Genomic DNA, 20936 nt, shown 5'->3' with positions numbered 1-20936 from the left:
CCAGTTGCTTAGAGAGGCAGCCATTAGTATGAGTCGTCACCACACCCCCTGTCGTCGCCACTCCCGGGCGATCGGCGCCGCCAGCGCGGTGGGCGCATTCCTAGCGTTCGGAGTGGCCCCACTGACTGTGGCACCGCCGGCGCAAGCCGATGAATTCGACTGGATCACCGATCTTTTCGATTCTTCGGCGTGGATGGCTGCCGGGCCGGCCGATGTGGGCGCCCTTGACTGGACCACCATGATTGACCAGTGGATGTATGAGCCGCTGCACACCTCGATGGAGAACTGGATCAACAGTGACTTCGGGGCGATGGTCAACGGCTGGATCAACACCTCGGCCGGACAGTTCCTGATCGGAGACGGCGCCGACGGAACCGCCGACAACCCCGACGGCGGCAACGGCGGCCTGTGGTTCGGCGACGGCGGAAACGGTTGGGACAGCACCGGAGCCGGAATCGTCGGCGGCAACGGCGGCAATGCCGCGGGCTGGATCGGGGACGGCGGGATCGGCGGCGACGGCGGCGCGGGCGCCAACGGCGGGGACGGCGGAGCCGGTGGCCTCTGGATGGGCAACGGCGGGGCCGGCGGCAACGGGGGCCAGGCCCTGGATCCGGCTGTCGTCGGTGGCAACGGTGGGGCCGGCGGCAACGCGTCGGGGTGGTTCTTCGGCAACGGCGGGGTCGGCGGCAACGGGGCGGATGGGCTGGCCGGTGCCGCAGGCACATTCGCCAACGGCGGCGATGGCAACGGCATAGCCGGCGGCTACGGCGGCAACGGTGGCGCTGGCGGGCGCAGCGGATTCATGTTCGGCAACGGCGGCAACGGCGGCAATGCCGGAGCCGGCGGTAAAGGTGGCGACGGCGCCACCGGCACCGCCGATCACGTCGACGGCGGAAACGGGGCCTGGTCCTGGGGCGGCGGAGCCGGCGGTGCGGCCGGCGGGCGCGGATCCTCCATCTACACCAGCCCCATGTATGGACACGTCGGGCAGCTCGGAAACGGCGGCGACGGCGGCGACGCCGGTAACGGCGGCGACGCCTACCAAGACGTCAACGGCAACTACCTGGGCAACGGTGGTGCCGGCAGTGACGGCGGGTACGCCGGCAACGGCAACATCGGTGGCAACGGCGGTGACGGCGGTGCTGGCGGCGCCGGCCTCAACGGTGGTGGCGGCGGCTGGGGCGGCAACGGCGGCCAGTCTGCCGGCAACAACACCGGCGGCGCCGGCGGAAATGCCGGAGCCGGCGGAGATGCCACCGCGGGCACCGGTGGCAGCGGCGGTTGGGGCGGTTGGGGCGCTCCATCCCAAGACGGTGCCGGTGGTGCGGGCGGTAACGGTGGCGCCGGAGGCAATGGGGCTACCGGCGACAACACCGTCAAGACCATTGGCGGCGACGGCGGCGGTGGCGGTATGGGCGGAAGCAGCCAAACCGGGGTCGGTGGGGCCAGCGGCGACAGCGGGGACGGCGGTGCCGGAACCTATGCCGGCGGTAACGGTGGTGACAGCTTCTTCGGTGCCGGATCGGGTGCCACCGGCGGGGCCGGCGGCCGCGGCGGCAACGGCGGCGACAGCACCGGGTGGGACGACGGAACCGGAACCATCTGGAGCCACGGCGGTAACGGCGGTAGCGGCTCGTCCGGCGGAGGCGCTTACACCGGCGATGCGGCGGCCGGCGGCAACGGCGGCAACGGCGGTGCCGGGGCGACCGGGCCGGGTGTCATCAGTGTGGGTGGCAACGGCGGCAGCGGCGGCAGCGGCGGCACCGCCTACGGCGGCGGCAATGCCGGTGCGGGCGGTGTAGGCGGCAACGGCGGAAGCGGCACGGCATCGGGAGGCAATGGCGGCACCGGTGGCAGTGGCGGCGCCGGCATGGTCCTTCTCGGCGGTAGTGGGTCAGGCGGCACCGCGGGCGACGGCGGTGCCGGCGGCACCGGCGGCAACAGCGGCGGCGTCACGATGCCCGCCAACAACCCCTACGGTGCCGGCCCCGGCCACGCCGGCAACGGCGGCGACGGCGGCATGGGCGGCACCGGCACCATCGGCGCCGGCGGTGACGGCGGGTCCGGCGGGACCGGTGGTAGTGCCCAGGGCAGCGTCGACGCCGGCAATGGCGGTAACGGCGGCGTCGGCGGAACCGGCTACACGGGCGCGCCGGCAACCAATCCCGCACACGCACCCGGCGGCAACGGCCACGACGGCGGTACCGCAGGGAACGGAGGCCAAGGCGGCGCCGGCGGCAGCGCCGTCGACGGCAGCGGCGGGAACGGCGGTGCCGGCGGAGCGGGCGGCACCGGCGGCGCCGGCAGCCGGGGCGGCAACGGCGGTACCGACTCCGACGGCAACACCCTGCCCGGCGGGGACGGCGGCGACGGCGGCACCGGCGGCAACGGCGCGGCCGGCGGCGCGGGCGGCGCCAGCACCGGCGGCACCAACGGGGCGCACGGCGCAGCCGGGGCGGCCGGAGTAGGCGGCGCCGGCGGCGTGGCGGGCACCGGCACCCCGCCGGGTCAGCCCGGTACCGACGGCGGCAGTGGGCAGCCCGGCTGACCCGGTACGATTTCCCGCGGTGGCGTGGCAGAGCGGCCTAATGCACTCGCCTTGAAAGCGAGAGACGGCTAAAACCGTCCGGGGGTTCAAATCCCTCCGCCACCGCCGTTCGGCCGGTTTCAGCCCACCAGACCCGGCGCCGGTTCGCCGTTGCGCTTGCGCTGCAACAGCACCGCAGACCAGGATCCGTCGATCGGAACCTGCTGCACCGCCTGCACGCCGTACTGGCGTAGCGCTGCCAAGAACCACTCCCAGCGCAGATCGGTACCGGGCCTGCCCGGCTCGGGGTAGACGACCCAGGCCGTCCGGCCGGAGCGGGCCGCGCTGTAAGCCGCCCGTATCCAGGCCACGTCCACCCGACGGGTCACGAACGCGATGACAACCTCGACGTCGTACGGGTTGGCGCGACTGATCGCCAACAGTCGCAGCCCCGATTCGGGCGGCGCGTTGATCACCGCCACGTTGCTGCCGCGGTCGATCTGCAGCATCTGGCCCAGCTGCGCCAGCCCGGGCGCGCTGGTGGTGTCGTCATACAGGGCAGTCGTCATGGCGCCCCAGCCTTCCCCGCGTGTTTGAGAAGCGTTCACTCAGATGTCATTCAGCATGGGAGGCAGCGCGCGCACTGTCCAATACGTAGAACCATGCGGAGCTATTGGTAAAACGAATACTTTCCCGACGGCCCCCGCCGCTCGGCCACTACTGCGTTGAGGGTCGCGCCGAACGCGCGCGCCGCTGCCGAGTGGTAGATACCGGAACGCTGCAGCAGTTGCACGGTGCGGGTCGGCAGCGGCGGGTCCAGTGGGACCGGGCGCAGGTCCGGGCGTTCACTGGTGATTGCATCCGGCAACACGGTGGCGACGACGCCGCGGCTCACCAGCTCCAACAACGCGCTGACCGAGTTCGCCTCGACTGCAATGTTCTGCGGCACTCGACAGTTCGTGAAATAGGAGTCGACATGCCCTCGGGTGGCGAAGTCCGAACTGAGCAGGCCGAGCGGCTCGCCGGCCAGCTCAGCAACCGGCACCCGGTTAGCCGTCCCGAGCGGATGGCCCGAGCCCACCACCAGGCCCAGCGTCTCGGTGAACAGTGTTCGGACCTCGATACCGGCCGCGTGCCCGCCGGCGAAGCCGATCCCGAGGTCGAGCCGGTCGGCCACCAGGTCGGCCTCGATCCGGTCCTGGTTGGTCTCCACCACCGTCACCCTGATGCCCGGATAGGACGTCCGGAATTGCTGGACCAGCGGTCCGATCAGGTACGCGGTGAAGGTGGGCGTCACCGCGATCCGCAGGTTGCCGCGCGAGAGATCTCGCACATCGTGCACGGCTCGCTCGGCGGCCTCCAGGTCCCGCAGCGCCAGCCGGGCATGGTGGACGTAGGCCGAACCGGCGTCCGTGAGCCGGACGGTGCGACCGGACCGGTCGAACAGTTCCACCCCGAGTGTGTGCTCGAGTTGCTTGATCTGTTGGGACAGTGTCGGTTGGGAGACGTGCAGAGCTTCGGCGGCCCGCGTGAAATTCTGGTGGTCGGCGACCGCCAGCAGGTATTTGATGTGCCGCAGCTCCATCGGTCGACTATAGGAATTTTCGAGCGTGGGTGTGCCGTCATGCCGGTTCCGGTTCGGCGTCGTGTGCGGTGGCTAGGATGGCGACATGCCCAGGCTGAGCAGCTTCGAGCGGCAGGGACTGACCTTCGAAGTCAGGGATACCGGGCCGCGGGACGGGACCCCGGTCGTGTTGCTGCACGGCTTCCCGCAGACCTCGGCGTCCTGGACAGCGGTGGCCGAATTGCTGCACCGCCAAGGGTTTCGGACCTTGGCGCCGGATCAACGCGGCTACACCCCCGGAGCCGCGCCGTCACGGCGCCGCGACTACCGGGTGTCCGAATTGGTCGCCGACGCCGCCGCCCTGATCGAATCCGCCGGTGCCGGACCGGTGCACCTCGTCGGCCACGACTGGGGAGCTGTAATCGCCTGGGGACTGGCGGCTGAACGCCCCGACCTGGTCAAGACCCTGACCGCGGTGTCGGTTCCGCATCCGCTGGCCTTCATCTACTCGATGTTCAGCAGCGCCCAGGCCCTCAAATCCTGGTACATGCTCTTCTTCCAGCTGCCCTGGCTGCCGGAATTGTTGATGCGCAACCAGTCCGGCTTCTTCCAGCGCAGTCTCCGCAGCACGGGACAGACACCGGCGAACGCGGCCAGGGATATGGCCGACCTCCATCGGCTCGGCAGCGCCAGAACGGCGCTGAACTGGTACCGGGCCATGCCGTTGACCCAGCCGTCCGCCCTGCGGCGCAAGGTTAGCGTGCCCACCCTGCAGGTGTGGAGTGACGGCGATACCGCCGTCGGCCGCAAGGGTCATGAATTGTCGCGGCGATTCGTCAGCGGCCCTTGGGAATTGCGTACCCTCGAAGGGGTCAGCCACTGGATCCCCGACGAGGCGCCGGAAGCCCTGACCGACCTGCTGATAGCACACTTCGGAAAGCACACCACCGACGCGTGATACCCAACACTCTCTTCGCTGACGTTTCTGAATTCCAAGTGCCGGTAAATGATTCGTACCCATATCGGGTGCTGTCGATCCGGGTCTGCGACGGGACCTACCGGGACCACAACTTCGTTCGCAACTACGCGTGGATGCGCACCGCACTCGACGACGGGCGGCTGACGTTTGGGATCGTCTATACCTATGTGCGGCCGGCGACCTGGGCCTCCAACGCGGCGACGGTCAAGTCCATGTTCGCCGCCAGCGCCGGCCTGCACCCGCGGGTGGCGCTGATGCTCGACGTCGAATCCGGCGGCAACCCCGGCGGTACCAGTCCGACCCGATCAACCGGCTGTACTGGGATCTGGCCGGCTGGTGCGGCAACCCGGCGAGGATCATCCCGCTACGGCAACGTCGGCGACCTCAATCGGATGCGGCCGGTCAAACCCGCCGGCATCCGGCTGATCATCGCCGCCTACGGGTCCAACCCGCCGTATCCGGGCAAGGTGGCCCACCAGTACACCGACGGCCAGGGCTACGGCGGCGGCCTGCCCGAGGGCTGCCCGCCGTTCGGGCGCTGCGACATGAACTCCGTCGACGGGCTCACCCCGCAGCAGTTCGCGTCGGCGTGCGGCATCGCTCCGGCCCGGGGGGACGTGCTCACCTGACCGACTTGCCCCAAACGTCCCGTTGGTCACTGGAGTCGAGGACCGGGTGTTGTGCCCGCCTCTGCGCGACAACGGACGCGAGCCGAGGGCGCACGCGCCCAATCCGCTTGACATAACGCGGCTTGTCGCTCAGAGGCGGGCACAACACCACATGGTCGGCCGCGGTGGCGATTGTGGCGTTTGAGGCCGACGTTACGACCGGGGGATCTCGGCGGCGATCCGGTCCATCAGCGCGCTGTAGCGCTTGGCCTCCGGATCACGCCCGGGCTTGCCGCTGGAGATCAGCCCGGCCGCCAGCCCCCGCGCCGGATCCGCCCAGATCGCGACATTGACCAGGCCCAGGTGCCCGAACGCCGACGGCGCACCGCGGCCGAACGGGCCGAACCGCTCCGAGCCCAGCATGTAGCCGGTGCCCCAGCGCAGCGGCACCAACCCGGTCGCCACGTCCGGACGCAGCCGCCGGCACTGCGCCGTCGCCGCGGCCATCGTCTCCGGCGAGACCACCCGCACGCCGTCGAGTTCACCGCCGCGGCGCCAGATCTCGGCAAATCTGGACAACTCGAAGGCCGTCGAGATGGTGTTCGACGACGGGATGACGCTGGTCAGATACAGCGGGGTGTTGGTGAACGGGATGATCTCGTGCATGGTGCCGCCGATCGCCCGGCGGAACACCGCAGCAACCGGCCCGGGCAGCGGGCGGCCGGTGGCGTGGCTGGGCGCCACCAGCGCGACATCATCTTGGGCCACACCGAAATTCGTCCAGCGGAAGCCCAGCGGGTCGAGGATCTCCGATGCCAGAATCTCCCGGAGCTGCCGCCCGGTGGCCGCCGAGACGATCTCGCGAACCAGCGGGCCCCAGGTCAGTGCGTGGTACATGTGCGCCCAGCCCGGCGGGTAGATCGCGCGCAGGTTCGCCAGTTGCGCCCGGGTGTACTCGCTGTCGTCGACCCGCGTCACATCCGGCCGGGGTCCGGTGGCGAACGGCACCCCGGCGCTGTGCGTCAGCACCTGACGGATCGTGGTGCGGCCCTTGCCATGCCGCCCGTACCCGGGTAGATAGTCGGCCACCCGGTCGTCGAGCGAGAAGCAGCCGCGCTCGACGAGCATGTGCACCACGGTGGAGGTGATCGCCTTGGCCGTCGAGTACGCGCAGAACGGGGTGTCGGTGGTCACGGCCACCTTCTCGGCGTCGACCGGATCGGTGGGGGCGTTGCCCCAACTGTGCCCGATCGCGCGGTTGAGCACGACGCGGCCGTTGTGGCGCAGGCACAGCTGGATCGCCGGGTGCATGCCGGCGGCATACCAGTGCCGCGCGGCCTGCCAGATCCGTTCCACCGCAGCGGGATCGAGAGACCCAGCCTCTTCCTCGCCGACCGCCGTCACCGCCTCCAGGTCGGCCGGAAGCCGGATCCGCCCGTCGGGTGTCAAGATCTCGGGTATCTTCACTGCCGCTGCCTGCCCTCGCCGCGGCCGAAGTACAGTTCCTGGGTCGCCACACAGACCAGCTGTCCCGCCCGGTTGTACATCGTCGAGGTGGTCAGGCCGCGCCCGGCGATGCCGCTGGGCGAGAACTGGTCCGACAGCACCCAATCCGAGAGGTCGACGGGCCGCTGGAACCACAGCGCATGGTCGATCAGCGCATTGAACACGCTGGCCTGGGTGGCCCGGCGCATGGCCACCGCCGCCTCGACCATCTTGGTGCCGGACAGGTAGGTCAACAGGGCGCTGTGCATCGCGGGATCCGCAGGCACCTCGCCAGCAGGCTTCCACCACAACCGGAGTCGCGGCGACGGCTCGCCGCGGTCCAGCGCCAGACGGGGATGCGGGTCGATGTAGCGCTGGTCGAACGGATGTGGCTGCACCCAGTAGCCACCCAGCTCGTCGGCGTAGTCCGCCAGCTGCTGCTGCACCGGGGCCAGCGAATCAGGTTCGGGCACATCAGGTATCGGCTGCTGATATTCGGGCGCGTCGACGGGCGCACTGAACGACGACAACACCTCCAGCAGGATCTCGCCGTCCTGGCGGGCGGTGACCTGCCGCGTCGACAAAGTCCCCCCGTCGCGGGCCACGTCCACATGCAGATCGACCGGGCGGCGGGCGTCGCCGGCGCGCACGTAGTAGACGTGCAGGCTGTGCGGCACCCGGCCGGGGGCGGTGCGGCTGGCGGCCATCAGCGCCTGCCCGGCGATGTGCCCGCCGACGATGTGGTGCTGCGGGTTGTCGAGCTGGGTGGCGAGAAAGTGCTCATCGTCGACCCGGTCGACGTCGAGGGTGGCGACGATGTCGGCCAGGGTCGGTTGCCGATGCGACGTCACGCGTGCGCTCCGTGCTCCAGCAGGTACACACCGGCCCCGATCAGCACCACGCCGCCGGCCATCACCGGGGTGAACGGGTCGGCGAACAGCAGCCGGGCCAGTGCCGCGGTCAGCGCCACCCCGACACCCGCCCAGACCCCGTAGGCCACGCCCACCGGCATACCGCGCTTCAACACCAGCGCCAGCAACACGAACGACACCAGATAGCCGACGGCCACCGGAATCGCCCACGGCCACCGGCTCAAGCCGTCCGAGGCCCGCAATGACAGTGTCCCGGCGACCTCGAACCCGATCGCCCCGAACAGCAGTAGCCAGGCCGTCATTCTCCGGTGAACTCGGGCTTGCGCTTGCCCATGATGGCGCCGATGCCCTCCATGAGGTCCTTGGACGCCAGAAACGCCGAGTTCCAGGCGGCGACGTAGCGCAGGCTGGCCGCCACCCGGTCGGTGCGCTGCTCGTCGAGCACGTCCTTGACACCGGCCACGGTCAGCGGCGGGTTGGCCGCGATCTCGGCCGCGGTGGCGTGCGCGGCGGCCAGGCAGGCATCGGCGTCTGCATAGACGTCGTTGACCAGGCCGATCTTCTCCGCCCGGGCGGCGTCGATGTCTTTACCGGTCAGCGCCAACTCGCGCAGGTGCCCGTCGGACAGGATCAGCGGCAGCCGGGCCAGGCTGCCGACGTCGGCGACGATGGCCAGCTTGACCTCGCGCACGCTGAACTTGGCGTCGGCCGAGGCGTAGCGGATGTCGACCGCCGAGATCAGGTCCACCCCACCGCCGATGCACCAGCCCTGGATCGCCGCGATCGTCGGGGTGCGGCAGTCGGCGACCGCGGTGATCGCGCCCTGCATGCGTTGCAGTTCGCGGTGGAAGTCCGCCCGCGGCCGGGCCAACGCCCCCTCGGCCAGCATCGGCGTCATCGTCCCGCCCATCGCGGCCAGATCCAGCCCGTAGCTGAAGTTCTTGCCGGATCCGGTCAGCACGATCGCCCGCACCTCGCGGTCGGCGTCCAGGGTGGCGAACACCTCCGGCAGCTCCGACCAGAACGCCGGGCCCATCGCATTGCCCTTGCCCGGTCCGATCAGCGTCACCTGGGCGACGTGGTCTTTGATCTCGACGGTGACGGCTTCATACGAATCGGTCATACCCAGACCGTAACCTGGGCGCATGCCTTCCGATCTGCGACCCGGTCCCGACGCGCCCCCCAGCGATGAGCTGGCCGGAGCCGAAGCCGCCCTTGCGGTGCTGGCGCAGGTGCTGCACCACATCAGCAGCGACGAATTGTCCAACCAGACGCCGTGCTCGGAATTCGACGTCGCGCAGTTGACCGAGCATCTGCTGGGCTCCATCACCATGCTCGGGGGCGCGGCGGGGGCAGAAGTCCCGGACCGCGACGCCACTGAGACGCCGGAACGGCAGGTCATCGCCGCGGCCCGGCCGGCCTTGGACGCCTGGCACGGCCGCGGCCTGGACGGCACCGTCACGATCGGCCCCAACGAGCTTCCGGCGACGATGGTGGCGGGCATCCTGGCGGTCGAATTCCTGGTGCACGCCTGGGACTACGCGACGGCGACCGGCCGCACGGTGCAGGTGGCCGAGCCGCTGGCCGAGTACGTGCTGGGCCTGGCGCAGGCGATCATCACGCCGGAGGGCCGGGTCAGGGCGGGATTCGACCAGCCCGTCGAGGTCGCCGGCAGTGCACCGGCCCTGCAGCGGTTGATCGCATTCACCGGGCGGTCATAACCTCGCAACCTGCGCGTCAGTCCGGCTTCGCCCAGACCGCCTACGGTGGGTGACACATGGACATTACCGGTTGGGTATGGGGGCTGACGGTCGTCGGCCTGGTCGCACTGGTCGTTTTCGACTACGTCTTTCACGTCCGCCGGCCGCACGTGCCGACGCTGAAGGAAGCCGCGATCTGGTCCAGTGGCTACGTCGGGATCGCGGTGCTGTTCGGGCTCGGCATGTTCGCCTTCGGCGGGGCCGATGCCGGCTCGGAATACTTCGCCGGCTACGTCACCGAGAAGGCGCTGTCGGTGGACAACCTGTTCGTCTTCCTGATCATCATGACGAGCTTCCAGGTGCCCCGCGAACACCAGCAGAAGGTGCTGCTGTTCGGGATCACCCTTGCCCTGGCCGCCCGGACCGGCTTCATTTTCCTGGGTGCCGCCCTGATCAACTCCTTCGCCTGGGTCTTCTACTTCTTCGGGCTGCTTCTGCTGCTGACGGCTCACAACATGCTCAAATCCGCCGGCGGCGAACAGTCCCACCAAGCCCACCAGGGCGTCGTCCGGCTGGCGAAACGAGTCGTCAAGAACCCGATGCTGCTGGTGCTGACCGCTATCGCCGGCACCGATGTGGTCTTCGCGGTCGACTCGATCCCGGCGATCTTCGGCCTCACCCAGAACACCTACATCGTGTTCACCGCGACGGCGTTCTCCCTGCTGGGCCTGCGGCAGCTCTACTTCCTGATCGACGGCCTGCTCGACCGGCTGGTGTACCTGTCCTATGGGCTGTCGGTGATCCTCGGGTTCATCGGGGTGAAGCTGATCCTGCACGCGCTGCACGAAGACGGCGTCGGCGTCATCGAGATCGGTACCTGGCCGTCGCTGCTGGTGATCGTCAGCGTGCTGGTGGTCACCGTGATCGCCTCGCTGCGCAGCGCACGCGACCCCAAGGCGGCCGCTGAGAAGGAGCCCGAGCCGGTCCCGGTGGCCTAGGAGCGGTCGCCTTCGGTGCTGTCGAAGAACCGCCACTCGCCGTCGAGATCGACCTCCATCCGCCAGCCGAGTTCGGAGTTGTCGGCCTTGACGTCGACGAACCAGGCGTGGGCGTCTTCGGCGCTGGCGATGTCTTTGGTGGCTACGACGTCGCCGTGTGGGTCCAGCACTCGATAGTTAGACATGCCTGGCAGGGTTCCCGCCCCCTGCCGCGCTTAAGCGTGGCGTTACACCCGCTCGAGGTAGAAGTAGAAGTAACGGCCGTTATCCAGGACTCCCTTGCCGTTCATGATGCCCAGCACGGTGTCGTCGTCGACGCGCTTGAAGTGGTCGTGGGTGGGCTGGCCGTCGTAGACCATGGTGGCCACCATCTCGCCGCGGAACTCCTCGGTCCACAGGCTGGCCTCGCCCTTGCCGAGTTTGACGTTGGAGAACTTGTTGCCGTCCTCGTCGAGGCAGACCAGCGGCTGCACGTCGGTGGCCGAGCGGAAGCTCTTGCCGAACCACCGGGCTTTGTCCAGCAGGCCGTTCATCTTGTGGCCGGTGATGAACTCCCCGCCGCGCCACTCGCCGATCATGCCCTCGATGGTGGCCGGCGGCAGCGTCGCCCAGAACTCGTCGAGTTCGGCGTCGGGGATCTCCCCGGTGCGCTCCTTGAACGCGGTGAACGCGGTGCGGGCCTGCTCGTCGCTCATCGCGTTCACCCGGCCTTCTTGACGGCCCGCTTGAGGGCGAACAGCAGCCCGTGCGCCAGCACCGCGGCCACTCCGGGCAGCTGGTTGTCGGCGCTGATGGTGTAGCTGATCTCGGTGCCCGCCCCCGAGGGCCGCAGCACGACGTCGCCGAGGTAGTTGCGGAACGGTATGCCCGACACGCCCCGGTAGCTCAGCCGCTGATCGGGCTCGAACGCGACGATCTCCTCCACCAGGGGCGCCATCCCGGGCACCGCCTTGATGCGGCGCTGGGCGCCGACGCCGTTGGGCTCGGGGGAGCCGGGCCGGGCCAGCGTGATCTGCAGGCCGGGCGCCCAGGCGGACATGCCCTCGTAGTCCGAGAGCACCGCCCACACCCGGGCCGCGGGCGCGGCGACGGTGGCGGTAGCGGTCGCGTGCATAGCGTTCCTCCTCAGTAAGCCTGAGCGAACCGTAACAGCGCGTCGTTCTCCTCCGGCGCGCCGATGGTCACCCGGACCCCGTCGGTGCCGTACGGGCGCACCACGATCCGCGCCCCCGCGGCAGCGCTCACGAAGTCCGCGGTGCGCTCGGCCAGCGGCAGCCAGACGAAGTTGGCCTGCGAATCCGGCAGCTCGAAGCCGGCCTCCCGCAGCGCCGCGGAGACCCGGACCCGCTCGGCGACCACCGCGTCGGTGCGGGCCAGCAGTTCGTCGGCGGCGTCCATCGAGGCGATCCCGGCGACCTGCGCCACGCTGGACACCGTGAACGGCACGTAGACCTTGCCCAGGGCGGTGATGATCTCCGGATCGCCGACCGCATAACCCAAGCGCAGCCCGGCCAGCCCGTAGGCCTTCGAAAACGTCCGCAGTACAACGACGTTCGGGTACTGGCGGGCCAGCCCCAGGCTGTCTGGCACCATGCCGTCGCGGATGTATTCCACGTACGCCTCGTCGATGGCGATCAGGATGTGGGGCGGGACCGCGGCGACGAACCGGGCCAGCGCGTCGGGGTCGACGACGGTGGAGGTCGGGTTGTTGGGGTTGCAGACGAAGACCAGCCGGGTGCGTTCGGTGATAGCGGCGAGCATCGCGTCCAGGTCGTAGGTGTGCTCGCGCAACGGCACCTGCACCGGGACGGCGCCGGCAGTGCGCACCTGCAGCGGATAGATCTCGAAGCTGCGCCAGCCGAACACCACCTCGTCGCCCGCACCGGTGCTGATCTGGATGAGCTGTTGGCACAGGCTCACCGACCCGGCGCCCGCGGCGACGTGCTCCGGGGCGAATCCGACATGTTCGGCCAGCCGGGACCGCAGCGCGGCGTAGCCGTTGTCCGGGTAGCGGTTGGTTCCTGCCAGGGCGGCTTCGACGGCCTGGATGACGCTGGGCAGCGGCGGCAGCACCGTCTCGTTGCTGGCCAGCTTGATCGAGCCCGGCACCGTCTTGCCCTCGACGTAGGCCGGCAATGCGGCGATCTCCGGGCGCAGGCGGGCGGTCACGGACCACAGCATATGTGCGCCGACAGCCTGCTTCGCCGCCGCATGAACCCGCGGTTTCGGAGCCGGGGCATCGATCCGGTACCCTCAACGAGTTCGAGGAGGCGTGCCAGAGCGGCCGAATGGGACTCACTGCTAATGAGTTGTCCTCTTTACGGGGGACCGGAGGTTCAAATCCTCTCGCCTCCGCCACGGCCGAGCTTGCTCGACCGAGCAGTACAACTGAAGACAGGCGCCCGTAGCTCAACGGATAGAGCATCTGACTACGGATCAGAAGGTTGGGGGTTCGAATCCCTTCGGGCGCACTCGAAAATTTCCCGCTGACTCTGCGCGTACCAGGCAAAAGTGCGAGTAACCCGCCTGGTGGACGCAGAGTCAACCCAGCTCACCCTCGCGCGGAGGCTCCCGGAGAAAACCAGGCCTGCTTGGCCTTCCAGGATCGCGCCAGCCCGTAGGCGAAGATCGCCACCGACAAGCAGATGCAGGCCCAGATCGCCGGCCCGGCGTAGCCGCCAAGCCCGATCGAGACGATCGCGATCAGGCAGGCGACCACGGTCAGCAGCATCGACGCCAGATACAGGTAGACCGTCGTCCTGGCCCGCTTGTCATGGCGCAGAGCCAGCATCAGCCGGCCGACGTAGCCGCTCAGATAGAGCACGATCCCGCAGGCGGCCACCTCGTAGGCGGTCAGCCACGCGTCACCGGTCAGGCCGGCGAACATGTCGGGTTCGTGGCCCCGTTCGATCTTGACGAAGCTGACCAGCAGCACCAGGACGCCCGCCCCCAACGGCAGCCGCAGGTGTTTGCGCATGAGCGGGCGCACCTGATCGGGATCGGCGAGTCGGACCAGCATGTGGTAGATGTTCGCGATCACCCCCACGATCAGGCAAAGCCCGCCGATCAGATGCTGGACGTTCCACATGCCCAGCCACCGGTACAGCAACGGGCTCAGCTCGGCACCGGCCCACGGCGACAGCAGCACCAGTGCACAGCCCTCCATCGCGATGGCGAAGGTGGCGGCGGATTCCCAGCGCGACCACCAGGTGTCGCGTCGTACCCACAGGCTGTAGAGGATCACCGCGAGGGTGGCGACGATGAATACCGACGTCATTGGGCACCTATCGCCGTGCCGCCCCCGGAGGTGAACCATGCGCCTTTGGCCACCCAGGACCGCGCCGACCCGTAGGCGAAGGTCCCCACCGACAGACAGATACACAGCCAGATCGCAGGACTGGCATCGACCCCGTCCACCCATGCCGAGCCGATCACGATCAGGCAAGCCGCGGCGGCGAAGCTCATCGACACCAGGAAGAGGTCGACGGTGGATTTGGCCCGCGGGTCTTCGCGCAGCGTCAGCATCAGCCGGCTGACGTAGGCGCTGAGATAGAGCACCACGGCGCAGCCCACCAGTTCGTAGACGACCAGCCAGGAATCAGCACGTGCGGCGGCGAACATGTCCGGACGGTACTCCTGGTCGGCGAGCAGGTAGGAGGGCACCATCACCGCGATGCCCAGCCCTACCGGGACCATCAGCTGGCGGCGCATGATCGAGCGCACCTGCTCAGGGTCGGCGAGCCGAACCAGCATGTGGTAGATGTTCGCCGTGATGGCCACGATCAGACACAGATGGCCGAGCATCTGCTGCACGTTCCACACCCCTAGGCCGCGGCGCAGGATCGGCCCGATCGCGGTGGCGCCCCACGGCGACATCATCAGCAGCGCAACGCCTTCCAACACCAATGCCAGCGAGGCGGCGGCCTCCCAGCGTGACCACCAGGTGTCGCGACGAATCCACGAGCTGTACGCGATCAGCGCAAGTGTGGTGACGATGAGTACCGACGTCATGGCGCCTCAAGAAAGCGCTTGGGGCGGGTTGGACTCCTTGATCGATCGGCGGCCGGAGGCGAACCATGCCGCCTTCGCTTTCCACGAGCGGGCCGAGCCGTAGGCGAAGATCGCCACCGAGATGCACGCGCACAACCAGACCAGCGAGCTCACGTCGGTTTTGGTCCAGGTGGTGCTCACCTGCGCCACCAAGGCCGCCAACGCGAACGCCGACGAGGCGGTGTAGAGCTCGACGGTCTCCTTGGCGCGGGGATCCGACCGCACCAACAGCAGCAGCCGGGTCGCGTAGCCGGACAGGAAGATCAGCAGCCCGCAGAGCAGCACCCAGTACGCGCTCGCCCAGTCGCCGCCGCCGCCACGTGTCGAGAAACCGTCCGGGCGGTAGCCCGCGTCAGCAGTGATGAACACCGCCACCATCGCCACCACACCGACCGCCACGGGCAACTCCACCTGCCGCCGGAACAGCGGCCGGATGCGGTGGAAGTCAGCCAGCCGCCGCAGCACGTGATAGATGTTGGCCGCGATCGCGATGACGAAGCAGATGTGGCCGGCCAGCTGCTGCAGGTTCCACATCCGAGTGGCACCGTGCAGCAATGGGCCGAGCGTTTCGGCCGCCCACGGCGACATCAGCACCAGTGCGCAGATCTCCAGGGTGAGGGCCGAGGTGATGCCGATCTCCCAGCGTGACCACCACGTATCGCGGCGCACCCACAAGCTGTAGAGCGCCACGAGCACGGTGGCGCCGATGAAGACCGACGTCATGACGTCGACGGTACTTCTTTAAGCTCCGCTTAGACAGGCGGTTTATCCAGATCCGCCTTCAGGTCGCCGAGGCGCAGCGGCCGCGACGACGAGTCCAGGTATTCCGCAACGGCGTCGTGCTCGATCAGTCCGAACCGGACCTGCAGGTCGACGGGGTTCAACCCGAAGTACCTGGCAACCCGGATCAGATTGTCGGCGCTGATCAGTCGGCCCTCGTGTGCCGCCTTGTAGTAGGCCGACTTGCGGTAACCGAATGCCTCGTAGACCTCGGTCGCTCCGAGCGGCCTGCCGACGAGGTAGGGCAACACTACGGTTGGGTCTTTGTGACGATCGTCCACAGCAATAAACCTTAGCTCGTCTTCGTAGACTGCACAACCGGACGTTCCCTACGATTGGTATCGAAAAGCGTTCTTGTTCTTAACAAGTGGTGAGCAGCTCAAGCATCGCGTGGCTGGCGATTCGGACGCCCAAGGGGATCGCCGCCAGGTCGACCACGTAGTCGGGGGAGTGCGGGGAATAGGGGAACAGCTGCCCGCGAGCGGCGGCGTCGGAATAGACCTTCGGGTCTGCCACCCCGACCATCAGGTAGGCCAACGGGATGTCGTGGTGCGGGCCTTTGAGTAGGTGGCAATCCTCCGACGCGGTGACCGCGGGCAGATCGGTGACGACGTTGTGCTCGCCGAGCAGGCCGCCCAGGGCAGCGGCCAGCCGGGCGGTCAGCTGCGCGTCGTTAACCAGCGGTGTGGAGCCGCCGCCCATCGTGATGGCCGGCATCAGCTCGTCGGGCATTCCGGCGCTGCGGGCGATGCCCTCGCTGATCGCCCGGATGCCGGTGAGTAGCTGCTCGCGTACGTGCGGGTTGTACCAGCGCAGATTCGCCAGCAGCCGGGCTTGGTTCGGGATGACATTGTGGGTCGAGCCGGCCTGCACCGAGCCGACCGTGAGCACCGCACTCTCGTGCGGCGCGATGGTGCGGCTGATGATGCTCTGGAAGCCCACGACGGCCTGGGCGGCCATCAACACCGGGTCCTTGGCCAGCTGCGGCAGCGAGCCGTGCCCACCGACGCCATGGAACACGATCTCGAGCTGATCGGTACCGGCCATCCGCTCACCGCCGGCGGCGGCCACCATGCCCACCGGGACCGGCGCGGTGTGCATGGCCACGAACGAATCCGGCCGCGGTGCAACGGCATAGAGGCCGTCGTCGACCATCGCCTGGGCGCCGGAGATCGGTTCTTCGGCCGGTTGGCCGATCAGCACCGCGGTGCCCGACCAGGTGGTCTGCGCGAGTACCTTGGCCATCCCGAGCATCCAGGTGACGTGGGCGTCGTGTCCGCACACGTGCGCCACCGGCGACTGGCTGCCGTCGTCGTTGGTCACCCGCGCCGTGCTCGCGTAGTCCAGGCCGGTTGCCTCCCGCACGGCCAGGGCGTCCATGTCGGCCCGGTACATCACCACCGGGTCCTGGCCGCGCTCCAGGATCGCCACCACCCCGGTGCCGCCGATCCCGGTCGTCACGGTGAACCCGAGATTGGTGAGGGCCTGCGCGACGATCCGCGCGGTGCGCACCTCGGCGAACCCCAGCTCGGGGTTGCGGTGCAGATCCTTGAACACCTCGATCAGCCGCGGCGTGTCGTCGGCGACGATCGCCTCGACTTCCGCGAGCTGTTCGCTCACTCCTCAGCCCTCCATCAACGTCAGCGCGCGCTGGAACAGCCACACCGCCGCGTCGTGCAATTGGTCGCCGACTTCCTTCTGCGCCTTGCCCGCCGACGCGCGGGCCAGCGTTCCTTCGATCACGATGCCCAGTTTGAAACAGGCCAAAACCGTGTACCAGCCGATCTGTGACAGGTCGCGGGAGCTGCCCTTGGCGTAGCGCTCCAGCAGCTCGCCGGTCGAAGCCAGTCCGTCCATGCCGGTCAGGGTGTGGCTGAACACGCTGGAACCGTCGTCTTGGCGCCAGGTGGCCAGCAGCCAGCCCAGGTCCAGCAGCGGATCGCCGATCGTCGACATCTCCCAGTCCAGGATCGCCGCCAGCTGCGGCCCGGTGCGGGAGAACATCACGTTGGCCACGTGATAGTCGCCGTGCAGGATGCCCGGCTGCCACGACGCCGGGATGTTGCGCTGCAGCCACGAGGCGACCTGGTCGATGCCGGGCAGGTCGGGTCCCGGATAGTTCTCGAACTGGCGGTAGGAGTCCAACTCCGAAAGCCAGCGCGGCACTTGGCGTTCCAGGAATCCGTCCGGCTTGCCGTAGTCGGCCAGCCCTACCGCCACGTGGTCGACGGCGCCGAGCTTGGCCAGCGCGTCGGCCATTGACAGGCCCATCTGGTGCCGGATCGCCGGCTCGCCGGCGTGCAGCGCGGGCAGTTCCTCTCCGGCGTTGAATCCCTCGACCGGCTCCATGAGGTAGAACACCGCGTCACCGAGCACCGCCGGGTCGTCGCAGACCGCGATCAGCCGCGGGTGCGGCACGTCGGTGTCGGCCAGCGCGGCCAGCACCCGGGTCTCGCGCAGCATCACGTCGTTGCTGCGGGGACGCAGGTGCAGCGGGCCGCGGCGCAGCACATAGCTGCGACCGGCCCGGGTGAACCGCAGCATGATGTTCTGGGTGCCGCCGGACAGTTCGGTGACGTCTTCGAGCGGGCCCTCACCGAGGCGCCGGTCGGACATCCATTGCGCTACCGGTTCGATGTCCATCGCAGGTCAGTCTTTGGCGCGCACCAGCTGGGAGATGGTCTGCACCCGGATCGAGTCGTCGCCGAACACGAAGGTGTCCACGCCGTCGGTCTGGAAACCCGGCGAGTCGAGCATCCACTCGATCAGCAGGATCTCGCCGTGGTGGGTCCGCGTCTTGATGTCGAACACCGCGGAGGCCAGCGCGTCGGACAGCTGGCTGAACGCGGCCCGAATGCCGGCCAGGCCCTGCGCCACCCCGGCCGGGGTGATCAGCACCGAATCGTCGTCGTAGTCGGTGAGCAACTCGTCGACGTTGCGGGCGACCAGCGCGTGAAGGTGGTGGTCGAAGATCTCCTGCGGTGTGCGTGCCATGAGCCGACCATATCGGGACTAGCGACATACTGGAGCGTGATGGCACAGCCTCGGGGATCTGTCGAACGTGTCGTGATGGCGCGTGCCGACGGCAAGCCGATCACGGTGCTGGTGGTCGACGACGAGACGGTGCTGGCCGAGATGGTGTCGATGGCGCTGCGCTACGAGGGCTGGACCACCGCGACCGCAGGCGACGGCGCCTCGGCGATCGCTGCCGCGAAAGCCGAACGCCCCGATGTGGTGGTGCTCGACGTGATGCTGCCCGACATGAGCGGGCTGGATGTGCTGGGCAAGCTGCGCGAGATCAACCCGCGGCTGCCGGTGCTGTTCCTGACCGCCAAGGACGCGCTGGAGGACCGCATCGCCGGGTTGACCGCCGGCGGCGACGACTACGTCACCAAACCGTTCAGCATCGAAGAGGTGGTGTTGCGGCTGCGGGCGCTGTTGCGCCGCACCGGGGTGAGCACCGCCGACAGCGGAGCCCAGATTGTGGTGGGCGACCTGGTTCTCGACGAGGACTCCCACGAGGTCACCCGCGGCGGTGACCCGATCACGCTGACCTCCACCGAGTTCGAGCTGCTGCGCTACCTGATGCACAACGCCAAACGGGTGCTGTCCAAGGCGCAGATCCTGGACCGGGTGTGGGACTACGACTTCGGCGGCCGGGCCAACATCGTCGAGCTCTACATCTCCTACCTGCGCAAGAAGATCGACAACGGCCGCGAGCCGATGATCCACACCTTGCGCGGCGCCGGTTATGTGCTCAAGCCGGCTCCGTAACGTGCGCCGTTCCTGGTCGCTGCGGGCGCGGTTGCTGGCCGGTCAGATCGCGCTGCTGACGGTGGCCTGCCTGGGCATCGGGGCGGTGACGGAGTTGGCGCTCTACCAGTACCTGGTCAGCCAACTCGACCACCAGCTCTCCGATGCCGCGCGCCGGTCGGCGCGGTTGCACGGCCAGCCGCCACCGCCGTCCTGGCATCGCCACCATCGGCCCCGGCCCGGGCCCGGGCCGGACTTCCTCGACGCCCCCGGTCAGCCGGTCGGGATGGTCGGCGCGGTGGTCGACGGGCTCGACGGCTCGGGCCCGATCACCGACGCCGGCCGGCTGAGCACCTCGGGCCTGCGCGAGGATTTGAGCCCTTCGGCTACAACGCAATTGGCCGGTATCGCCGCCGAACCCGCGCCGGTCACCCGGCGGCTGGACGGGGTCGGCCGCTACCGGCTGGTCGCGACGAGCGCCCGCCACGGTGAGGAGATCATCATCACCGGGCTGCCGCTGGCAGCGGTGGACGCCACCTTGATGCGGGTGCTGCTCATCTTCGGGCTGGTCACTCTGGTCGCGGTGGCCGCCGCGGCCACGGCCGGCAGTGTGGTCACCCGGCGGGCGCTGGCTCCGCTGCGCCGCGTCGCCCAGACCGCCGGCGAGGTCGCCGGGCTGCCGCTGGATCGCGGCGAGGCGACGCTGCCGGTGCGGGTCGCCGAATCCGACACCAACCCCCGCACCGAGGTCGGGCAACTGGGCGCCGCGGTCAACCGGATGCTCGACCACATCGCCGCCGCGCTGTCGACCCGGCAGGCCAGTGAGACCCGGGTGCGTCAGTTCGTCGCCGACGCCAGCCATGAGCTGCGCACTCCGCTGACCGCGATCCGCGGCTACACCGAACTGGCCCAACGGGTTCCGGACGACAGTGCAGCCGTATCCCACGCTTTGAGCCGGGTGCAGTCCGAAACCGAGCGGATGACACAGCTGGTCGAGGACCTGCTGTTGCTGGCCCGGCTGGATTCCGGCCGGCCGCTGGAGCACGAGACGGTGGACCTGTCGCGGCTGGCGGTCGACGCGGTCAGCGACGCCCACGTCGGCGGCCCGGACCACCAGTGGCAGCTTGAGCTGCCCGAGGAACCGGTGACGGTGCCCGGCGACGGTGCCCGGCTGCACCAGGTGCTGACCAACCTGCTCACCAACGCCCGGGTGCACACCGGCCCGGGAACCGTGGTGCGGGTCCGGTTGGAGGTCGAGGACGCCGAGGCGGTGCTGACGGTGACCGACGACGGCCCGGGCATTCCGGCGGAGTTCCAGCCGGAGATCTTCGAACGGTTCGCCCGCGGGGACACCTCCCGGTCCCGCAAGGGCGGCAGCACCGGCCTGGGGCTGGCGATCGCGTCGGCGGTGGTCCGGGCCCATCGCGGCACCATCGGGGTGACCAGCACCCCCGGCCACACCGAGTTCATGGTGCGGTTACCCCGGTAGCCACTCGCACCCTCGCGCGGGTTTGCCTTCCCCCGGGTACGGGGTAGGCGACAGGGATGAATCCCGAAATGCCCCCGGAACCGGGAACACCGAAAGAACCACCCCACCGGCGGGTTCCCGCGGATCCACCG

General features: G+C 69.0%; 24 protein-coding genes and 3 tRNA genes. 10 read left to right on the top strand and 17 right to left on the bottom strand.

The genetic code is table 11. The features are described 5' to 3' along the window. Window positions 1–112 precede the first annotated feature (112 nt). Both AC5Y31_RS09095 and AC5Y31_RS09090 read left to right on the top strand, forming a co-directional pair. A complete protein-coding gene (locus AC5Y31_RS09095; RefSeq protein ID WP_499979704.1) occupies window positions 113–2548 on the top strand; it encodes a PGRS repeat-containing protein in 2436 nt (811 codons plus the stop codon). Window positions 2549–2566: 18 nt separating this feature from the next. Then, window positions 2567–2653: transfer RNA gene (locus AC5Y31_RS09090), tRNA-Ser, on the top strand. Window positions 2654–2667: 14 nt separating this feature from the next. On the opposite strand, the gene AC5Y31_RS09085 is transcribed toward AC5Y31_RS09090, so the two are convergent. After that, window positions 2668–3096, bottom strand: coding sequence for a hypothetical protein (locus tag AC5Y31_RS09085; protein WP_499979703.1), 429 nt, complete (start codon window positions 3094–3096; stop codon window positions 2668–2670). A 101-nt stretch (window positions 3097–3197) separates the two neighbouring features. Beyond that, window positions 3198–4112: a transcriptional regulator CynR gene (gene cynR, locus AC5Y31_RS09080; protein WP_499979701.1), complete on the bottom strand. Its 915-nt coding sequence runs from the start codon at window positions 4110–4112 to the stop codon at window positions 3198–3200. Window positions 4113–4197: 85 nt separating this feature from the next. On the opposite strand from cynR, the gene AC5Y31_RS09075 reads away from it, so the two are divergent. Beyond that, window positions 4198–5049 (top strand): alpha/beta fold hydrolase, encoded by an 852-nt coding sequence (locus tag AC5Y31_RS09075; protein WP_499979700.1) that lies wholly within the window; start codon window positions 4198–4200, stop codon window positions 5047–5049. Window positions 5050–5117: 68 nt separating this feature from the next. After that, entirely contained in the window at window positions 5118–5699 is a 582-nt protein-coding gene (locus tag AC5Y31_RS09070) for a hypothetical protein (RefSeq protein WP_499979699.1), read from the top strand. 192 nt (window positions 5700–5891) lie between these two features. Here AC5Y31_RS09070 and lipE read toward each other — a convergent pair whose 3' ends face one another. From lipE to AC5Y31_RS09050, 4 genes are read right to left on the bottom strand one after another with little or no spacing between them, the layout of a single operon-like run. Then, a complete protein-coding gene (gene lipE, locus AC5Y31_RS09065; protein ID WP_499979789.1) occupies window positions 5892–7127 on the bottom strand; it encodes a lipase LipE in 1236 nt (411 codons plus the stop codon). Between the two features lie 14 nt (window positions 7128–7141). After that, window positions 7142–8014, bottom strand: coding sequence for an acyl-CoA thioesterase (locus tag AC5Y31_RS09060; protein WP_499979697.1), 873 nt, complete (start codon window positions 8012–8014; stop codon window positions 7142–7144). Beyond that, window positions 8011–8337, bottom strand: coding sequence for a DMT family transporter (locus AC5Y31_RS09055; RefSeq protein ID WP_065024414.1), 327 nt, complete (start codon window positions 8335–8337; stop codon window positions 8011–8013). The genes AC5Y31_RS09060 and AC5Y31_RS09055 overlap by 4 nt, the downstream gene beginning before the upstream one ends. Continuing rightward, window positions 8334–9158 (bottom strand): crotonase/enoyl-CoA hydratase family protein, encoded by an 825-nt coding sequence (locus AC5Y31_RS09050; RefSeq protein ID WP_065024415.1) that lies wholly within the window; start codon window positions 9156–9158, stop codon window positions 8334–8336. Before AC5Y31_RS09050 ends, AC5Y31_RS09055 begins: the two co-directional genes overlap by 4 nt. Before the next feature lie 22 nt (window positions 9159–9180). On the opposite strand from AC5Y31_RS09050, the gene AC5Y31_RS09045 reads away from it, so the two are divergent. Together AC5Y31_RS09045 and AC5Y31_RS09040 are read left to right on the top strand one after the other, a co-directional pair. Further along, window positions 9181–9756 (top strand): TIGR03086 family metal-binding protein, encoded by a 576-nt coding sequence (locus tag AC5Y31_RS09045; RefSeq protein WP_499979696.1) that lies wholly within the window; start codon window positions 9181–9183, stop codon window positions 9754–9756. Between the two features lie 56 nt (window positions 9757–9812). Next, on the top strand, window positions 9813–10733 hold the full coding sequence (locus AC5Y31_RS09040; RefSeq protein WP_065024417.1) for a TerC family protein: 921 nt from the start codon (window positions 9813–9815) through the stop codon (window positions 10731–10733). Here the strand turns inward: AC5Y31_RS09040 and AC5Y31_RS09035 are convergent. Genes AC5Y31_RS09035 through hisC form a run of 4 tightly spaced genes read right to left on the bottom strand, consistent with a single transcriptional unit; the run spans window position 10730 to window position 12902 of the window. Beyond that, the gene (locus AC5Y31_RS09035; protein WP_065024418.1) at window positions 10730–10918 is read right to left on the bottom strand and encodes a hypothetical protein; all 189 of its coding nucleotides are present in this window, start codon (window positions 10916–10918) and stop codon (window positions 10730–10732) included. The two genes, AC5Y31_RS09040 and AC5Y31_RS09035, sit on opposite strands and share 4 nt — an antisense overlap. A gap of 42 nt (window positions 10919–10960) precedes the next feature. Next, a complete protein-coding gene (locus tag AC5Y31_RS09030) occupies window positions 10961–11428 on the bottom strand; it encodes a DUF4334 domain-containing protein (RefSeq protein ID WP_065024437.1) in 468 nt (155 codons plus the stop codon). Window positions 11429–11433: 5 nt separating this feature from the next. Next, window positions 11434–11847 carry an SRPBCC family protein gene (locus AC5Y31_RS09025; protein WP_065024419.1) on the bottom strand — a complete coding sequence of 138 codons (414 nt, stop codon included), beginning with the start codon at window positions 11845–11847 and terminating at the stop codon, window positions 11434–11436. Window positions 11848–11858: 11 nt separating this feature from the next. Continuing rightward, window positions 11859–12902: a histidinol-phosphate transaminase gene (gene hisC / locus AC5Y31_RS09020; RefSeq protein ID WP_301632809.1), complete on the bottom strand. Its 1044-nt coding sequence runs from the start codon at window positions 12900–12902 to the stop codon at window positions 11859–11861. A gap of 97 nt (window positions 12903–12999) precedes the next feature. Here hisC and AC5Y31_RS09015 point away from each other — a divergent pair. Both AC5Y31_RS09015 and AC5Y31_RS09010 read left to right on the top strand, forming a co-directional pair. After that, a tRNA-Ser gene (locus AC5Y31_RS09015) sits at window positions 13000–13091 on the top strand. Window positions 13092–13131: 40 nt separating this feature from the next. Further along, a tRNA-Arg gene (locus AC5Y31_RS09010) sits at window positions 13132–13204 on the top strand. Window positions 13205–13284: 80 nt separating this feature from the next. Here AC5Y31_RS09010 and AC5Y31_RS09005 read toward each other — a convergent pair. The 7 genes from AC5Y31_RS09005 to AC5Y31_RS08975 form a co-directional block, all read right to left on the bottom strand. Further along, entirely contained in the window at window positions 13285–14010 is a 726-nt protein-coding gene (locus AC5Y31_RS09005) for a hypothetical protein (protein ID WP_499979694.1), read from the bottom strand. Then, window positions 14007–14744 carry a hypothetical protein gene (locus AC5Y31_RS09000; protein ID WP_499979692.1) on the bottom strand — a complete coding sequence of 246 codons (738 nt, stop codon included), beginning with the start codon at window positions 14742–14744 and terminating at the stop codon, window positions 14007–14009. The genes AC5Y31_RS09005 and AC5Y31_RS09000 overlap by 4 nt, the downstream gene beginning before the upstream one ends. Before the next feature lie 6 nt (window positions 14745–14750). Further along, the gene (locus AC5Y31_RS08995; protein WP_499979690.1) at window positions 14751–15506 is read right to left on the bottom strand and encodes a hypothetical protein; all 756 of its coding nucleotides are present in this window, start codon (window positions 15504–15506) and stop codon (window positions 14751–14753) included. Between the two features lie 29 nt (window positions 15507–15535). Next, window positions 15536–15844 (bottom strand): hypothetical protein, encoded by a 309-nt coding sequence (locus AC5Y31_RS08990; RefSeq protein ID WP_064855779.1) that lies wholly within the window; start codon window positions 15842–15844, stop codon window positions 15536–15538. A gap of 79 nt (window positions 15845–15923) precedes the next feature. After that, window positions 15924–17183: an amidohydrolase gene (locus AC5Y31_RS08985; protein WP_499979689.1), complete on the bottom strand. Its 1260-nt coding sequence runs from the start codon at window positions 17181–17183 to the stop codon at window positions 15924–15926. Between the two features lie 3 nt (window positions 17184–17186). Then, the gene (locus AC5Y31_RS08980; protein ID WP_499979687.1) at window positions 17187–18206 is read right to left on the bottom strand and encodes a phosphotransferase family protein; all 1020 of its coding nucleotides are present in this window, start codon (window positions 18204–18206) and stop codon (window positions 17187–17189) included. 6 nt (window positions 18207–18212) lie between these two features. Then, window positions 18213–18557, bottom strand: coding sequence for a nuclear transport factor 2 family protein (locus AC5Y31_RS08975; protein ID WP_065024425.1), 345 nt, complete (start codon window positions 18555–18557; stop codon window positions 18213–18215). A 75-nt stretch (window positions 18558–18632) separates the two neighbouring features. Between AC5Y31_RS08975 and AC5Y31_RS08970 the strand changes: the two genes are divergently transcribed. Together AC5Y31_RS08970 and AC5Y31_RS08965 are read left to right on the top strand one after the other, a co-directional pair. Next, window positions 18633–19337, top strand: coding sequence for a response regulator transcription factor (locus AC5Y31_RS08970; RefSeq protein WP_499979685.1), 705 nt, complete (start codon window positions 18633–18635; stop codon window positions 19335–19337). Beyond that, window positions 19315–20805, top strand: coding sequence for a sensor histidine kinase (locus AC5Y31_RS08965; protein ID WP_499979683.1), 1491 nt, complete (start codon window positions 19315–19317; stop codon window positions 20803–20805). Before AC5Y31_RS08970 ends, AC5Y31_RS08965 begins: the two co-directional genes overlap by 23 nt. Window positions 20806–20936: the final 131 nt, after the last annotated feature.

The sequence above is a fragment of the Mycobacterium sp. NGS18 genome, from assembly GCF_059813185.1.
This window is presented reverse-complemented; position numbering and strand designations above follow the sequence as displayed.

Bases quoted from the DNA above. Each gene is read 5' to 3' on its own strand.
- AC5Y31_RS09055 (WP_065024414.1), bottom strand. From the start codon at position 8,337: ATGACGGCCTGGCTACTGCTGTTCGGGGCGATCGGGTTCGAGGTCGCC.
- AC5Y31_RS09000 (WP_499979692.1), bottom strand. From the start codon at position 14,744: ATGACGTCGGTACTCATCGTCACCACACTTGCGCTGATCGCGTACAGC.
- AC5Y31_RS09040 (WP_065024417.1), top strand. From the start codon at position 9,813: ATGGACATTACCGGTTGGGTATGGGGGCTGACGGTCGTCGGCCTGGTC.
- AC5Y31_RS09050 (WP_065024415.1), bottom strand. From the start codon at position 9,158: ATGACCGATTCGTATGAAGCCGTCACCGTCGAGATCAAAGACCACGTC.
- AC5Y31_RS08995 (WP_499979690.1), bottom strand. From the start codon at position 15,506: ATGACGTCGGTCTTCATCGGCGCCACCGTGCTCGTGGCGCTCTACAGC.
- AC5Y31_RS09075 (WP_499979700.1), top strand. From the start codon at position 4,198: ATGCCCAGGCTGAGCAGCTTCGAGCGGCAGGGACTGACCTTCGAAGTC.
- AC5Y31_RS08965 (WP_499979683.1), top strand. From the start codon at position 19,315: ATGTGCTCAAGCCGGCTCCGTAACGTGCGCCGTTCCTGGTCGCTGCGG.
- AC5Y31_RS09045 (WP_499979696.1), top strand. From the start codon at position 9,181: ATGCCTTCCGATCTGCGACCCGGTCCCGACGCGCCCCCCAGCGATGAG.
- AC5Y31_RS09005 (WP_499979694.1), bottom strand. From the start codon at position 14,010: ATGACGTCGGTATTCATCGTCGCCACCCTCGCGGTGATCCTCTACAGC.
- AC5Y31_RS09030 (WP_065024437.1), bottom strand. From the start codon at position 11,428: ATGAGCGACGAGCAGGCCCGCACCGCGTTCACCGCGTTCAAGGAGCGC.
- AC5Y31_RS08980 (WP_499979687.1), bottom strand. From the start codon at position 18,206: ATGGACATCGAACCGGTAGCGCAATGGATGTCCGACCGGCGCCTCGGT.
- AC5Y31_RS08975 (WP_065024425.1), bottom strand. From the start codon at position 18,557: ATGGCACGCACACCGCAGGAGATCTTCGACCACCACCTTCACGCGCTG.
- AC5Y31_RS09025 (WP_065024419.1), bottom strand. From the start codon at position 11,847: ATGCACGCGACCGCTACCGCCACCGTCGCCGCGCCCGCGGCCCGGGTG.
- cynR (WP_499979701.1), bottom strand. From the start codon at position 4,112: ATGGAGCTGCGGCACATCAAATACCTGCTGGCGGTCGCCGACCACCAG.
- AC5Y31_RS08970 (WP_499979685.1), top strand. From the start codon at position 18,633: ATGGCGCGTGCCGACGGCAAGCCGATCACGGTGCTGGTGGTCGACGAC.
- AC5Y31_RS09085 (WP_499979703.1), bottom strand. From the start codon at position 3,096: ATGACGACTGCCCTGTATGACGACACCACCAGCGCGCCCGGGCTGGCG.
- AC5Y31_RS09035 (WP_065024418.1), bottom strand. From the start codon at position 10,918: ATGTCTAACTATCGAGTGCTGGACCCACACGGCGACGTCGTAGCCACC.